Consider the following 14,369-nt stretch of genomic DNA (forward strand, 5'->3'; position numbering starts at 1 on the left):
TCATGTCTTCGGCATGACGGGCGGGCTACGGCGCGGCCTCGGGACGGGGATACGTACGCCCCTTCCAGGCCGCGCCGCGCCCCCGGTAGTGCTGGACCGCCGAGTCGACGGTCATCAGCAGGTACAGGGCGGCGGACAACGGCAGCAGCGGCGCCAGCCACAGCGTCTGCCGGTAGTAGCGCAGCATCGGCACATAGGTGCCCGCCATCACCGCCCACGCGACTACCCCGGGCAGCAGCGGCCCCCCGCCGCCCGTCAGCAGACCCGCGCAGGCCGCCACCGGAGGCGCCAGGTAGACCACCGCCAGTCCCGCCACCGTCGCGACCAGCAGGAGCGGGTTGTGCCGCAGTTGGGCGTACGCGCTGCGCGAGACCATCCGCCACAGCGGGCGCAGCCCCGGATACGGCCGCACGCTGTCCACTCGCTCGGCCAAGCCCAACCAGACGCGGCCGCCGCCGCTCTTCACCGCCCGCGCGAGGGCGACGTCGTCGATGACCGCCTGCCGGATCGCCCCGGGGATCCCGGCCCGCTCGGCGGCGGCCCGGCTCAGCAGCACGCAGCCGCCGGCCGCGGCGGCCGTGCGTCGATCGGTCCGGCCGATCCAGCGGAAGGGGTAGAGCTGGGCGAAGAAGTAGACGAACGCCGGGACGATCAGCCGCTCCCAGCCGGTCGCCACCCGCAGCCGCGCCATCTGCGAGACCAGGTCCAGGCCGTTGCTCCGCGCGGCCCGCACCAGCTCCCGCAGACTGTCCGGCTCATGGGCGATGTCCGCGTCGGTCAGCAGCAGGTACTCGGCGTCGGTGCGCGCGCGGGCCAGCGCCATGCCGTGCCGCACCGCCCACAGCTTGCCGGTCCAGCCGGGCGCCGGCTCGCCGGGAGAGGACACCGTCAGCGGCAGCCCGTGGCTCTCCGCCGCGGCCAGCGCGCGGGCCAGCTCGCCGGTGCCGTCGGTGCTCCCGTCGTCGACGAGGAAGACCTCCGCGCGCCCCGGGTAGTCCTGCGCGAGCACCGACGGCAGGCTGCTCGGCAGCACCTCCGCCTCGTCCCGGGCCGGGATCACCACGGCGACCGAGGGCCAGGGCGGCTCCGCGGACCCCTCCGGCCCGCCCTCGGGCGCACCCCGGGCGGCCTCGCCGGGGTCCTCCGGGGCCCTCCCGCCCCCCGCGCCGCCCAGGCCGTCTCCCAGCCCTCCGGGGGCCGGCAGTCGCAGATCCGTGCGCCAGAAGAACCCCTGCCCCAGCAGCAGCCACGCCCAGGCGCCTGACGACGCCCAGGCGATCCACATCAGCGCGCTCATCCGCCGCAGTCTGCCCGACCGACGGGTCCGCCGCCCCGAGGCGCGCACAGACGATCGACTAAAGTGTCCCGGTGTCGCTTTCGCGCCGTATCCGGCGCCCGGGGGGCGGCGGACGGGCCACAACGGAGTGGCGAGGATCGACAGAGCGAGGCGAGAACCTGGTGAAGATCGCGCTTATGGACTCCGGAATCGGTCTGCTCCCGGCGGCGGTCGCCGTGCACCGACTGCGGCCCGACGCCGATCTGGTCCTCTCCTCCGACCCGGAGAGCATGCCCTGGGGTCCCCGGACCACCGAGGACCTCACCGCCCGCGCCGTGGCCTGCGCCCGCGCGGCCGCCGCGCACCGGCCGGACGCGCTGATCGTCGCCTGCAACACCGCCTCCGTGCACGCCCTGGCCACCATCCGGGCCGAGCTGGAGCCCGCGCTGCCGGTGATCGGCACCGTGCCGGCGATCAAGCCCGCGGCGGCGGGCGGCGGCCCGGTCGCCATCTGGGCCACACCCGCCACCACCGGCAGCCCCTACCAGCGCGCCCTGATCCGCGACTTCGCCGACGGCGTCCAGGTCACCGAGGTGGCCTGCCCCGGGCTCGCCGACGCGGTCCAGCACGCCGACGCGGCGGCGATCGACGCCGCGGTGGCCGACGCGGCCGCCCGCACGCCCCGCGACGTCCGGGCCGTGGTCCTGGGCTGCACCCACTACGAACTGGTCGCCGAGCGCATCCGCGCGGCCGTCCAGCCGGCCGGCGCGCCGCCGATCGTGCTGCACGGCTCCGCCGGCGCCGTCGCCGCCCAGGCGCTGCGCCGCATCGGCGCCACCCCGGCCCCGGCCGGCACCGTGGCCCCCTCCGGCACCCTGACCGTGCTCCTCGCCGGCCGCGAGTCCGCCCTGCCGGCGGAGGCCCTGGACTACGCCGAAGGCGGCCTGCTGGCACCGGCGGGCGTCGCGGGGCGCTAGGCGCGGGCCGCTCGGCGGCCCTCGGCGCGGACCGGCCGCGCGCTCGGCGTCGGCGTCGTACGGCGACACGGGGGATTCCCGTTCGGCGGAACCCCCCGTTCGGCGGAACCCCCCGTTCGGTGGAAACCCCGCCTTCGGTGGAACGCGCCCGCGGCGCCGTGTTGCCCGCCCCCGCCGCGGGCGCGCGGGCTCCGGGAGCGTGGCGCGCGGGACCGCGGGCCTCCGCGCGCGGCGCACGGTTCCGTACGGCCGCCGGCGCGGACCGCGCGGGTCCGTACGGCTGCCCGCGTGGACCGCACGAGTCTGTACGGTGCCGGCCCGGCCCGGTCCGCGCGGGCACGCGGCCGGGAGGCCCCACTCGCGGGTCGGGAGCCCTCCGCGCGGGGCCCTCCGCGCGCGTCGGAGAGCTACTCACGGGTTGGTCGTACGGACGGCCCGCGCTCGCTGCCCGCGAGGCGGAACGTGAGTAGGCTGCCACCATGAGGGACCTTCCCACGGACCCCATGCCGAACTCCCAAGAGCGACCGCCCGAGGTATGGACCGGCCGCGCGACCAACCGCGGTCAGTGGCTGCTGGCCCTCCTGGGCGCCGGCTGCATGGCCCTCGGCGTCGAGCTGGCGGTGGACTCCGCGTGGACCTCCGGTCTGGCCCCGCTGCTCATGTCCGTCATCGGCTGTGTGGCGGCGGGACTGCTCGTGCTGTTCGGCACGCTGGCCTTCGTCCAGGTGGCGGTGCGCGTCGACAAGGACTGCCTGGAGGTGCGCTGCGGCCACATCGGCGTGCCGCGCCGCCGCATCCTCCTCCAGGACGTCGTCGGCGCCGAGTTCGTCCCATGGGTCACCCCACGACAGTGGGGCGGCTGGGGCTACCGCTGGCGCCCCGAGAGGGGTACCGCGGTGATCGTACGGCGCGGTGAGGGGATCGCCCTGCACCTCTCCGACGGCCGGGTCTTCACCGTCACCGTGGACGATGCCGAAGCCGCGGTCCGGGTCGTCCGCGATCACCTGCGACTGCGGGCCCGCCCGACGTCACAGGCTTAGCGGTCGCCCTCCCGCCCCCGCGGGCTGTCGAGGGCGTGTCAAGGGCGGCGATCGCACGCCCGTCCCGCGCGGGCAGGGGCATGGGAGCAAGAGCGCGCCGAGGGCTGTCGGAGGTGGGCCCCCAGGGCGGTCGCCGGTGCGTCGCCCATCGGGGCGGGGCGCCACCGGGTCGCCCGGAGTCGCCTGGGGGTGCCGCGGGCGTCGGCGTCCCGCGCGGGTGGGGTACGGGGTGGTGCCTCTCGGGTGCCGGCCCGTGTGGGGCTCGGCTCCCGGGGCGGCCTGCGGCCCGACCTCAGGGCGCCCGGCCCGGTCTCCGCGGCCGTGTCCGCGCCAGCGGTCACGCCCACGGCCGGGCTCGGTCGCATCGGGGCTGGTTCGAGTGCGGCCGGGTGCGGCCGGATCAGCCGGACTCGATCGGGGCGCCGGGGCGGCGGGCGGTGGCCAGGCCGGCCAGCAGGCCGGCGCCGGCGGTGATCTGAGGGGAGCTCAGCGCGTTGCCGACGGCGGCCTGGACGGCGAGCCCGGTGAGGGCGGCCGCGGCGGTCAGCGCGACCGCCGTGGCGCGGGGCGAGCGCCACAGCGCGTACAGCGTCCAGCCGAAGGCCGCGGCCAGCAGGGCCACCCCCGGCAGCCCCTGTTCGGCGGCCTGCTGCATGGGGGCGGAGTACGGCGTGCCGTGGGGCTCGGCCGACTGCCGGGAGGCCGGGCTGACCTCACCGAACAGGTCGGGGCCCGCCCCGCGCAGCGGATGTTCCGCGGTGATCGTGGCGGCGTCGTGCCACAGGCGCACCCGATGCTCGGTGAGCTGTCCCTCCAGGGAGGTGGCGAGCCCGCGCGGCAGGGCGTTCGCGGCCACCGCCCAGGTGGAGCCGACCGCCAGCGCCGCCACCAGCGCCAGCCCGGCGAGCGCCGGCAGCCGGTGCCGTACCCGCCCCGCGGCCAGGGAACACAGCAGCACCCCGCACGCCGCGACGAAGCCGGCCGCGCAGCCGGCGGTGAGGGCCAGCGCCGCCAGGGCACCGGCCAACAGCCACAGCGCCCGGCGCGGCGGCCCCGGGCCGGCGGCCCACGCGGCGCAGCACGCGGCGCCGGTGGCCAGCGTCAGCCGCGCGGCGTCCACCGTGACGCCGCCGGTGGACGCGGCCTGCTCGGGGGCGACGGTGAGCGCGGCCCCGGCCAGCGCGCCGGCCGTCGCGGCGGCGACCGGCAGCAGCGAGCCCGCGATCCGGCCGCAGGCGTACCCGGCGGTCACCGCGAGAAGCGCGAGCAGGGTCCCTTCGGGGCGCGCCGCGCGCCCGGCCGCGCTGACCAGCGCCCAGACGGCGCAGCAGCTCAGAAGGGCGGCGCCCGCGACATCGGGCGCCGCCCCGCGCTCCGAAGCGCCATGTCGTATCGCCGTCGGCGTCGCCATCCCGTCGACCCCCCGAGCGCTGACGGGCGCCGCGCCACGGTGCGGCACGGCCGGCCCCGGGCGCGGGCAAGGACTGACACCGTAGCGGGTGGGGGTGCGCCGTGGGAGGACCCATGCAGAAACGTTGGGGCGAATATGTGTACGAAGAGGTTCCGCCTCCGGATCGCGCTCGGCGACGGCCCTGAGCAGCCGTGGGCGTGGTGTGCGCCCGTCCGCGTGCGGGGGCGCACGCCGGGTGGCAAGGGGCCGCGGACGACCGGCACATGGTCCGGGCGGGGGCCGCGCGGCCGATACCCTCGGGCGCATGCCCACACCCGACTTCATCCGTGAACTCCGCACCTCCCTGGGGAACGCCCTGCTGCCGCTGCCCGGAGTGAGCGCGATCGTCCTGGACGACGAGGGGCGGGTGCTGCTCGGCCGCCGGTCCGACAACGGGCGCTGGTCGATCATCGGCGGCATCCCGGAGCCGGGCGAGCAGCCCGCCACGGCGGTGGTGCGGGAGGTGTACGAGGAGACCGCGGTGCGCTGCGTGCCGGAGCGGATCGTCCTTGTCGAGACCCTGGAGCCGGTCGTCTACCCCAACGGCGACGTCTGCCAGTTCATGGACGTCTGCTTCCGCTGCCGCGCGGTCGGCGGGGAGGCGCGGGTCAACGACGACGAGTCCCTGGAGGTCGGCTGGTTCGCCGTCGACGAGCTGCCCGAGATGGAGGAGTTCGCCGTCACCCGCATCAAGCAGGCGGCGTACGACGGACCCACGTGGTTCGAACCCGCCGAACGCCGGTGAAGGGTGGTGCGGGGACACATCGTTCGCGGCCGCGGCGGCGTCTAGCCTGCCCGCTATGAGCGTGTCCACCACATCAGGCACCGTCGACCTTCGTGGTCGCACCGCACTCGTCACCGGCGCCGCGGGCGGTATCGGGCAGGCGTGCGCGCTGCGGCTCGCCGCCTCCGGTGCCACGGTCCGCGCGGCCGACCGGGACGCCGACGGCCTGGCCCGCCTCGCGGCGCGCGCCGCGGGCACCCCCGGCCTGTCGGGCCGCGTCGAGTCGTGCCCGCTGGATCTCACCGACCTCGACGCCGCCGAGGCGGCGGCCCACGGCGCCGACATCCTCGTCAACAACGCGGGCCTCCAACTGGTCCGCCCGATCGAGGAGTTCCCGCCCGAGACCTTCTCGACCGTGCTGACGGTCATGCTGGAGGCGCCCTTCCGGCTGATCCGGGGCGCACTGCCGCACATGTACGGCCAGGGGTGGGGGCGCATCGTCAACGTCTCCTCCGTGCACGGGCTGCGCGCCTCGGCCTACAAGTCCGCGTACGTGGCCGCCAAACACGGACTGGAGGGCCTCTCCAAGGTCGCCGCCCTGGAGGGGGCCGCGCGGGGCGTCACCTCCAACTGCGTCAGCCCCGGCTACGTGCGCACGCCCCTGGTCGAGCGGCAGATCGCCGACCAGGCCGCCGCCCACGGCATACCCGCCGAACGCGTCGTCAGCGACCTGCTGTTGGCCGACACGGCCCTCAAGCGGCTCGTCGAGCCGGAGGAGGTCGCCGAGGCGGTCGCCTACCTCTGCGGACCCCACACCTCGTTCGTCACCGGCACCACCCTCACCATGGACGGCGGATGGACGGCCCACTGAACCCCGAGCCCGCCGAACGCACCGGGCCCGCCGAACGCACCGAGCCCGCCCAGGCCGCCGCATGCGCCGAACGCGCCGAGCCCTATATCGAGCTGCTCGCGCGGGGCGCACCCGCCGAGGCGTTCGAGCGGCCCGTCCTGCGCGCCCGCGCGGAGGGCGAAAGCCCCGCCCGGCTCGCCGCCCTGGAGCGCGCCAAGCTGGCGGCGCTGCGGGTCCATGGAGAGCTGGAGGGCCGCAGGCGACGCGAGGCCGAACTCTCCGCCCTCTACGAGACCGCCCACGACCTCGCCGGGCTGCGCGACCTGGACGCGGTGCTCCAGGCCATCGTGCAGCGCGCCCGCTCGCTGCTGGGCACCGAGGTCGCCTATCTGACGCTCAACGACCCCCGCGCGGGCGACACCTACATGCGGGTCACCGACGGCTCGGTCTCGGCACGCTTCCAGCAACTGAGGCTCGGCATGGGGGAGGGGCTCGGCGGGCTGGTCGCGCAGACGGCCCGCCCGTACGTCACCGACAGCTATCTGGACGACCCCCGCTTCCAGCACACCCACACCATCGACGAGGGCGTCATCGACGAGGGGCTGGTGGCCATCCTCGGGGTGCCGCTCATGCTGGGCAGCGGCGTCATCGGGGTGCTGTTCGCCGCGGACCGGAGGGCGCGGGTCTTCGAACGCGAACAGATCGCCCTGCTCGGTTCCTTCGCCGCGCACGCCGCCGTCGCCCTCGACACCGCCAACCTGCTGGCCGAGACCCGCTCGGCGCTGGCCGAACTGGAGGCCGCCAACGAGATCATCCGGGACCGCAGCGCCGTCATCGAGCGCGCCTCTGAGGTGCACGACCGGCTCACCGAGCTGGTGCTGCGTGGTGGCGGGGTGCACGACGTCGCCGCCGCCGTCGCCGAAGTGCTCAACGGAGCGGTGGAGTTCGTGGAGCCGGAGGCGTGCCCGCTCGCGGCCGTCGACCGGTCGCGCGCCGACGGCCGCGCGGTGCGGCAGGGCGACGACTGGATCGCCGCCGTCTCCGCCGGCGGCGAACTCCTCGGCGCGCTCGTCCTGCACGGCCACCCCGGGCTGGACCCGGTCGACCAACGCACGCTCGAGCGCGCCGCGATGGTCACCTCGCTGCTGCAACTGGCCCGCCGGTCCGCGGGCGAGGCGGAGCAGCGGGTCCGCGGCGAGCTCCTGGACGACCTCCTCGACGCCCCCGACCGCGACCCGGGGCTGTTGCGCGAGCGCGCCCTGAGACTGCGGGCGGACCTGGACGCGCCGCATGTCGTCCTGGCGGCCCGCGTCGACACCGGTGGGGACGCCGTCGACCCGGCCGCCGCGGCCCCCAAGGCTCCGACGGGCGCCGGTGCGGGCGTCCGCGGGGGCCGGCCCGCCGCCTCCCCGGGCCGGGCCGGCGCCGACTCCCGCCCCGTCCCCGGTGCCCGGGCGCACGGGGACCGGGAGGCGGGCGCCCCCGCGGCCGGTCGCCCGAGCGTGGGCGGCCACAGCACGGCCGGCCGCGGCCCGGCGGACACCTCGGACGCCGGCCGGACCGTGAGCCCGGCTCCGAGCGGGGGTCCGAGCGGGGGTCCTGGGGCGGGTCCGAGCGCAGGGCCGGGCGCCCATCCGAGCCGGGTCCCGAGCTCGACAGCGGACCCGCGGGCGAGCGGGCGTCGCACGTCGGGCGGACCGGTGGGCGGACCGGTGGGCTACCGCCGTCCCCCAGGCGGAAGCGCGGCGCGCGGGGCGACGGTCGACCGGCGCGCGGTCGACCGGCAGACCGTCGACCGGCAGCGCCTGTGGTCCGCGGCCTCCCATCTGGCCGCGACCGGGCACGGCCTCGCCGCCGCGCGGGACGGCGGTGTCGTCCTGCTGCTGCCGCTCGCCCCTGGAGAGAACGCCGCGGCCACCGCCCGCCGGGCGGCCAGGCAACTGGGCACCGCCGTACACGCACCGGTCACCGTGGGGGCCTCGGCGCCGGTGCCCGCCCCGGCGGCCGCCCCCGGCGCGGTCGCCGACGCCTACGCGGAGGCGCTGCGCTGTCTGAGCGTGCTGGACCTGCTCGGCCGCGCGGGCGAGGGCGGCGCCGCGGAGGACTTCGGCTTCCTCGGGTTGTTGCTGGCGGGGGCGCGGGACGGCGACCGGGTGGCGGAGTTCGTGCACCGCACCATCGGCACGGTCATCGACTACGACCGACGGCGCGGCACCGACCTGGTCCGCACCCTGGACGCCTACTTCGCCAGCGGCATGAGCCCGGTCCGTACGAAGGACGCGCTCCACGTCCACGTCAACACCGTGGCGCAGCGCCTGGAGCGGGTGGCGCGGCTGCTGGGCCCCGGCTGGCAGGAGCCGTCCCACCTGCTGGAGATCCAGCTCGCGCTGCGGCTGCACCGGCTCTCGGCGGCGGTCGCCCGCTGACCGGTGGGGCCCGCGCGGTTCACGCCCGCCCCGTCGTCGGATGGTGAGCCGCGGAAGCCGACGCGGAAGCCGACGCGGAAGCGTTCGCCGTCGCCGAGGCCGTCGGTTCGACCGCGGCGAGGTCGCGCTGGCGGGTCTCCTTCGCCACCCCGACCGCGACCAGGGTGAGCAGGGCCGCGACGATCACGTACAGCGCGATCGGGGTGCCGCTGTCGTAGTCGGCCAGCAGGGCGGTGGCGATCAGCGGCGCGGGCGCGCCGGCGGCGACCGAGGCGAACTGGGCTCCGATCGAGGCGCCCGAATAGCGCATCCGGGTCGCGAACATCTCGGAGAAGAAGGCCGCCTGCGGGGCGTACATCGCGCCGTGGAAGACCAGCCCCACCGTGACCGCCACGATCACCCAGCCGAACTCCCGGGTGTCGATCAGGGCGAAGAACGGGAAGGCCCAGGCGCCCACCCCCGCGGCGCCGAGCAGGTACACCGGGCGGCGACCGAGGCGGTCGGAGAGCGCGCCCCAGGCGGGGATCACCGCGAAGTGCACGGCCGAGCCGATGAGGACGGCGTTGAGGGCGGTCTGCTTGCCCAGGTCGGCCTGTTCGGTCGCGTAGACGAGGACGAAGGCGGTGATGACGTAGTAACTGATGTTCTCCGCCATCCGCGCGCCCATGGCGACCAGAACGTCACGCCAGTGGTGTCGCAACACGGCGACGATCGGCGGCTGTTCCGCCTCCTGCTTCCGGCTCTCCGCGCGGGCGAGCGCCTCCTTGAAGACCGGCGACTCGTCGACGGACAGCCGGATCCACATGCCGACCAGGACCAGGACACCCGACAGCAGGAACGGCACCCGCCACCCCCACGACTCGAAGGCCGCGTCCGAGAGCAGCGCGGTCAGGGCCGAGAGCACCCCGGTCGCCAGCAACTGTCCGGCCGGGGCGCCGGTCTGCGGCCAGGACGCCCAGAAGCCGCGCCGGTTCCCGCCCGCCTGGTCGGAGTGCTCGGACGCCAGCAGCACCGCCCCGCCCCACTCGCCGCCCAGCGCGAAGCCCTGCACCAGCCGCAGCGCGGTGAGCAGCACCGGGGCCGCCGACCCGACCGTGGCGTGCGTGGGCAGCAGCCCGATGGCGAACGTCGCCCCGCCCATCAGCAGCAGGCTCAGCACCAGCAGCCTCTTGCGGCCGAGCCGGTCGCCGTAGTGCCCGAAGACCAGCGCGCCGATCGGGCGTGCGGCGAAGCCGACCGCGTAGGTGAGGAAGGAGAGCAGCGTGCCGACGAGCGGGTCGGAGTCCGGGAAGAACAGCTTGTTGAACACCAACGCGGCCGCGGACCCGTAGAGGAAGAAGTCGTACCACTCGATGGTGGTGCCGATGAGGCTGGCGGCGACGATGCGGCGGAGGCTGGCGGGGGCGGGCGGAGAAGCGGTTGCGGGGGAGGGCATGAGCATCACTTCCAGAGGGCCGGCGGGGACGATTCCGTGCCGCCGCACCGTAGAAATGCGCAGGTCAGAGGCGTATGTGGTGGGACACCACAGTTCCGCGAGCAGGTGTGCGCGCGACCACCATGGGGGCTGACGTGGTGGGCGGCGCCGGACGGCGGGCGGCTGCCTGGTGGGATCGACGGGCCGGTGGCCCCGTCGCCCGCCGACGGGGATCGGCGGGCGACGGGGCAGGCACGTGATGGGGAGCGGTCGCCGGCGGCCGGCCGCCCGTTGGAGTCGCCGCCCACACGCCACCGGCCGGGCCTCACCGGCCCGGTCGTCAGCCTGCCTGGAGGGCCAGGTCCTCCTGGTCGGGGATCACGCTGCCGTCATGGCGCAGCACCGGGCCGAGGCTGCCGTCGGGGCGGGTGGCGCCGGTCGTCGAGCACGGGTAGACACCGGACTTGCGGGGCAGCGGGGCGATGAACATGGGGTTGACCGCCCAGCGCCCGTCGGCGTCGTCGAGGGCGCGGCACATCAGCTCGGGCTTGTTGCGGTTGATCGCCAGGTGCACCCCGGTGGCGTCGTCCACGAACGTCACATCGGTGTCGGCGTCGCCCGCCCCGAGGGCGATCCGGTGCGCCGGGTCCTGGCGCTCCCAGGCCGCGGCACCCTTGATCTTGAAGATCTCCTGGTTGATGAAGCAGCGCTTGCCGTCCATGTAGGGCAGGGCCTCGCCGCGTCCGTCGGGCATGTCGCCACAGCCGCGAATCCCGGTGGTGAGCTTGCCGTGCCGGGTCAGGCTGCGGATGCCGATGGTGTGTCGGCGGTCGAGGCCGACGCCTCCGGACCAGGCCTCGGCGATCGGCTCGGAGGAGGCGGAGACGATGTAGACGTCGAAACCGGCGGCCTTGAGCGTGCGGATCAGGTCCTTCTGCTGCTCGTAGTAGCGGACGTATCCGGCGATGGTGTGGGTGCCGACCTTCTGGGTGGCGCCGACCGGGGCCGCCAACTGCTCGGTGCGCGCCTGGGCGGCGAAGGACCGCAGGGCCTTGGGGGTGTGACCCGCGAACAGCTGCGGGATCCAGGCGTAGCCCGGCACCGTGCGACGGTGGTTCCAGTTCCCGGCGAAGGCCGGTTCCCCGCCCATGGTCTGCGACTTCTCGCGTATCTCGAAGATCTCGTCGGCGCAGTCGGTGTCGACCGAGGTGGGCAGCGGGCGGCCGACGGGAACGGAGGTGCCGCAGGCGGCGGTGAGGGCCCGGTCGGCGGCCGGCGTCAGCCAGCGGCTGGTGTCACGCCAGCGCGCCGGGCGCAGGATCTTGTCGTGCCGGAGGGACCAGGCGAGCGTGGCGTCGGTGATGTCGTTCTTGACCACGGTGTTGTCCCAGTCGAACGCGGCGACCGGTCGCCGGCCGTCGATGCCGGAACAGGTGCCCCGCTCGTCGATCATCTTCTGGAGCTTGGCGCGGTTGTCCCCGTACCAGGGCAGGCTGGTGTCGAGTTGGGGACAGCGGTCTCGGGACGACGCGCCGCTGGTGGACGTGGGGGCGGCGTCCGCGGGTGCCGCGGTGACGAGAACCGTGGCGGCCAGGAGGCCGGCGACGATGGTGGAACGCATGGATCCTCGCTAGGAGAGGTCGTACAGGGTGATCACGGTCCGCCGGTGCGCATCCCGTGACGACGGCCATTCTTGATCATCAGTGGGATCGACGAACAGGTGAACGAGAGGTTAACGGAAGGTGGATCCGCGCGGTCGGGGTGGCGGTCGAGCGCGAGTCGTCGGGGCGTCATACGAGTCGGTCCGTCATATGGGCCGGGCAGTCATATGAGTCGGGCCGTCATATGAGTCGGACCGTCATGTGAGGGAGCGTCAAGGTCGTCATCAAAGGCGAACAAATTTGGCAATCGACGGTCGAGGGCCGCGTACGGTCACCTACGACATCGACGAGCGAGACCGGGTCGGCCGCACGACCAGCGTGCCGGGCGGCGGAACCGGAGCTCGGACGAAGGAGAGAACATGCGGCCGTTCGCGTTGGGTTACGCCCGGCAGACACAGCAGACGCCGGTCATCGTCCCCTACACCTACGATCACGCCCGGCAGTTGAACGTCCTGCCCGACGGGCGCCCCGCCATCGACGACCGGGCATGGCTGCTCATCACCGGTACCACCACCTCCACCGCCGGATCCAAGACGCACTTCGACGACTGACCCGTCGATGACGGTCCTGATCCTCACCTGTGAGGAGGACGTGACCGCGGACCTGGTGGTGGCGGCGCTCCAGGAGCGCGGGGTCCCGCTGATCCGGCTGGACCCGGCCGATCTGCCCGGCGACGTCGCGCTGGCGGCCGAGTACACCCAGGGCGACATGCACGGCTACCTGTCGGCGGGTGGGCGGATGGGGAGCGCGGCGGGCCTGCGGTCGATCTGGATGCGTCGTCCCGGGACCCCCGCGGCGCACGCCGCGGAGCCCTCCGGCTGGCTCACCACCGAGTCCGAACACGCGCTGTACGGCATGCTCGGCTGTCTGCCGGTCCGCTGGATGAACCACCCGATGGCGGCCGCGCAGGCCCGCTACAAGCCCTGGCAGCTCCACCTCGCGCAGCTCAGCGGCTTCGCCGTGCCGCCCACCCTCATCACGTCCTTCCCCGAGGCGGCGCGCCAGTTCGCCACGGTCCACCGGGACCTGGTGGTCAAGACGGTCTCCGGTACGCATCCGGACGATCCCCCGCGGGTACTGCCCACGACCCGCATCACCCCGGAGGCCGACTTCTCCGAGGTCTCCGCCGGCCCCACGCTGTTGCAACGGCATGTGAACAAGTGCGCGGACATCCGGCTGACCTGCGTGGGTGAGCGCCTGTTCGCGGCGCGCAAGGCGGCCGACCCGCACGAGGTGGACGGGCGCTTCGCCGCCGGGGCCGGTTGGGAGCCGGTGGGGGTGCCCGATCGCATCGCCCGCTCGGTGCGCTCCTACATGGAGGCCGCGCGGCTCGCGTACGGAGCGTTCGACTTCGCCGCGGAGGAGGACGGCACCTGGTGGTTCCTGGAGTGCAACCAGGGCGGCCAGTTCGGCTTCGTCCAACTCGACACCGGTCAGCAGATCGCCCGCGCGGTGGCCGTTTGGCTTTCCGTCGAAGCCCGCTGAACCCCGGAGGAGGCGCGTCGCCCGCCCCGTTCCCGTTGCCGGCCTCGGGGGAGAGCGGGGCGGCCGACGGGGGCTGGAGTGGCGGGTGGGCTCGGCGGGCTCCATAGTGGTGAGGGATTCCGGAGGCGCCTTGGATTTCAAGGAGGCCGCTGATGACCAGGGCTCGCCGTTCGCATCATGAGGCTCCCGACACCACCGCCGCCTTCGTCCGGCTGAGGCGGCTGGAGCCCGGCGGGCCGGAGTGGGTGAGGCTGCGGCGAGAGATCATCGAGGCGTGGCTGCCCATGGCCGAGCGGATCAGCCGACGGTTCGGGGGGCGGGGTGAGGCCGCGGCGGATCTGCGTCAGGTGGCCGCGATGGCGCTGGTACGGGCGGTGGACGGCTACGACCCGGGGCTGGGTCACCCCTTCGAGTCGTACGCCGTGCCGACCATCACCGGGGGTCTGCGGCGGCACTTCCGGGACTGCGTCTGGGGCGTGCGCGTCCCCCGGCGGCTCCAGCGGGCCTGCGGCGCCATAGGACGCGCCCGCGCCGAGCTGGAGCAGCAGCTGTGGACCGACCCGTCCGTGGCCCAGCTGGCGGCGGCGACGGACCTCAGCGAGTCGGAGGTGTACCTGGGGCTGCGGGCCGAGGGGATCCAGCGCACCTGCGTGCTGGACACGCTCACCGGTGGAGCGGAGGGGGTGCCGCTGGACGACACGCTCGGCGCGTCCGACGCCGGACTGGACCGGCTGCTCGAACGGGAGGCCCTCCGGCCGCTGCTGGCCGAGCTGCCCGAGCGCGAGCGCCGGGTGCTGTATCTGAGCTTCTTCGAGGAACGGACGCAGAAGGAGATCGGCGCCCGACTGGGCGTCTCGCAGATGCAGGTGAGCCGCATTCTTCGGCACACCCTCGCCCGGTTGCGGGAGGGGTTGCGGGCCCCGGCCTGAGCGAAGCTTTCGGTGATTGCGAAGGCGAACCGCTCAGCTGCCCCGAGGACCCCGAACGCCGCGGCGCAAAGCACCGGTTACGGCATCTGTCCGCCAAGGTGGAAATACTGCGGTTGAGTCGATATCGCCGATGAATT

Annotated in this window: 12 protein-coding genes; 8 read left to right on the top strand and 4 right to left on the bottom strand. The window is 74.8% G+C overall.

Annotation, left to right across the window (positions count from 1 at the left end; genetic code table 11):
* Positions 1-25 precede the first annotated feature (25 nt).
* Positions 26-1,297 (bottom strand): glycosyltransferase, encoded by a 1,272-nt coding sequence (locus tag CD790_RS09650; protein ID WP_260867444.1) that lies wholly within the window; start codon positions 1,295-1,297, stop codon positions 26-28.
* A 161-nt stretch (positions 1,298-1,458) separates the two neighbouring features.
* On the opposite strand from CD790_RS09650, the gene CD790_RS09655 reads away from it, so the two are divergent.
* Positions 1,459-2,253 carry a glutamate racemase gene (locus CD790_RS09655; protein WP_186318941.1) on the top strand — a complete coding sequence of 265 codons (795 nt, stop codon included), beginning with the start codon at positions 1,459-1,461 and terminating at the stop codon, positions 2,251-2,253.
* A gap of 479 nt (positions 2,254-2,732) precedes the next feature.
* Complete coding sequence (locus CD790_RS09660; protein ID WP_144382615.1) at positions 2,733-3,293, top strand: hypothetical protein; 561 nt, start codon at positions 2,733-2,735, stop codon at positions 3,291-3,293.
* A 400-nt stretch (positions 3,294-3,693) separates the two neighbouring features.
* Here CD790_RS09660 and CD790_RS09665 read toward each other — a convergent pair whose 3' ends face one another.
* Entirely contained in the window at positions 3,694-4,704 is a 1,011-nt protein-coding gene (locus CD790_RS09665) for an O-antigen ligase (protein ID WP_144382616.1), read from the bottom strand.
* Positions 4,705-5,008: 304 nt separating this feature from the next.
* Between CD790_RS09665 and CD790_RS09670 the strand changes: the two genes are divergently transcribed.
* Genes CD790_RS09670 through CD790_RS09680 form a run of 3 tightly spaced genes read left to right on the top strand, consistent with a single transcriptional unit; the run spans position 5,009 to position 8,743 of the window.
* Positions 5,009-5,488, top strand: a complete 480-nt coding sequence (locus CD790_RS09670) for an NUDIX domain-containing protein (RefSeq protein ID WP_144382617.1) — start codon at positions 5,009-5,011, stop codon at positions 5,486-5,488.
* A gap of 55 nt (positions 5,489-5,543) precedes the next feature.
* Positions 5,544-6,338: a 3-hydroxybutyrate dehydrogenase gene (locus tag CD790_RS09675; protein ID WP_144382618.1), complete on the top strand. Its 795-nt coding sequence runs from the start codon at positions 5,544-5,546 to the stop codon at positions 6,336-6,338.
* A complete protein-coding gene (locus tag CD790_RS09680; protein ID WP_144382619.1) occupies positions 6,323-8,743 on the top strand; it encodes a GAF domain-containing protein in 2,421 nt (806 codons plus the stop codon). Before CD790_RS09675 ends, CD790_RS09680 begins: the two co-directional genes overlap by 16 nt.
* A gap of 19 nt (positions 8,744-8,762) precedes the next feature.
* On the opposite strand, the gene CD790_RS09685 is transcribed toward CD790_RS09680, so the two are convergent.
* The gene (locus CD790_RS09685; protein WP_186318942.1) at positions 8,763-10,178 is read right to left on the bottom strand and encodes an MFS transporter; all 1,416 of its coding nucleotides are present in this window, start codon (positions 10,176-10,178) and stop codon (positions 8,763-8,765) included.
* Between the two features lie 319 nt (positions 10,179-10,497).
* Entirely contained in the window at positions 10,498-11,778 is a 1,281-nt protein-coding gene (locus CD790_RS09690) for a haloacid dehalogenase-like hydrolase (protein WP_144382621.1), read from the bottom strand.
* 399 nt (positions 11,779-12,177) lie between these two features.
* On the opposite strand from CD790_RS09690, the gene tgmA reads away from it, so the two are divergent.
* The 3 genes from tgmA (at position 12,178) to CD790_RS09705 (ending at position 14,232) form a co-directional block, all read left to right on the top strand.
* Positions 12,178-12,369 (top strand): putative ATP-grasp-modified RiPP, encoded by a 192-nt coding sequence (gene tgmA / locus CD790_RS09695; RefSeq protein ID WP_144382622.1) that lies wholly within the window; start codon positions 12,178-12,180, stop codon positions 12,367-12,369.
* Between the two features lie 7 nt (positions 12,370-12,376).
* Complete coding sequence (gene tgmB, locus CD790_RS09700; RefSeq protein ID WP_144382623.1) at positions 12,377-13,303, top strand: ATP-grasp ribosomal peptide maturase; 927 nt, start codon at positions 12,377-12,379, stop codon at positions 13,301-13,303.
* A gap of 152 nt (positions 13,304-13,455) precedes the next feature.
* A complete protein-coding gene (locus tag CD790_RS09705) occupies positions 13,456-14,232 on the top strand; it encodes a sigma-70 family RNA polymerase sigma factor (RefSeq protein WP_144382624.1) in 777 nt (258 codons plus the stop codon).
* The last annotated feature ends 137 nt before the right edge of the window (positions 14,233-14,369 follow it).

This window comes from Streptomyces sp. SAJ15, from assembly GCF_007595705.1.
Lineage (GTDB): Bacteria > Actinomycetota > Actinomycetes > Streptomycetales > Streptomycetaceae > Streptomyces.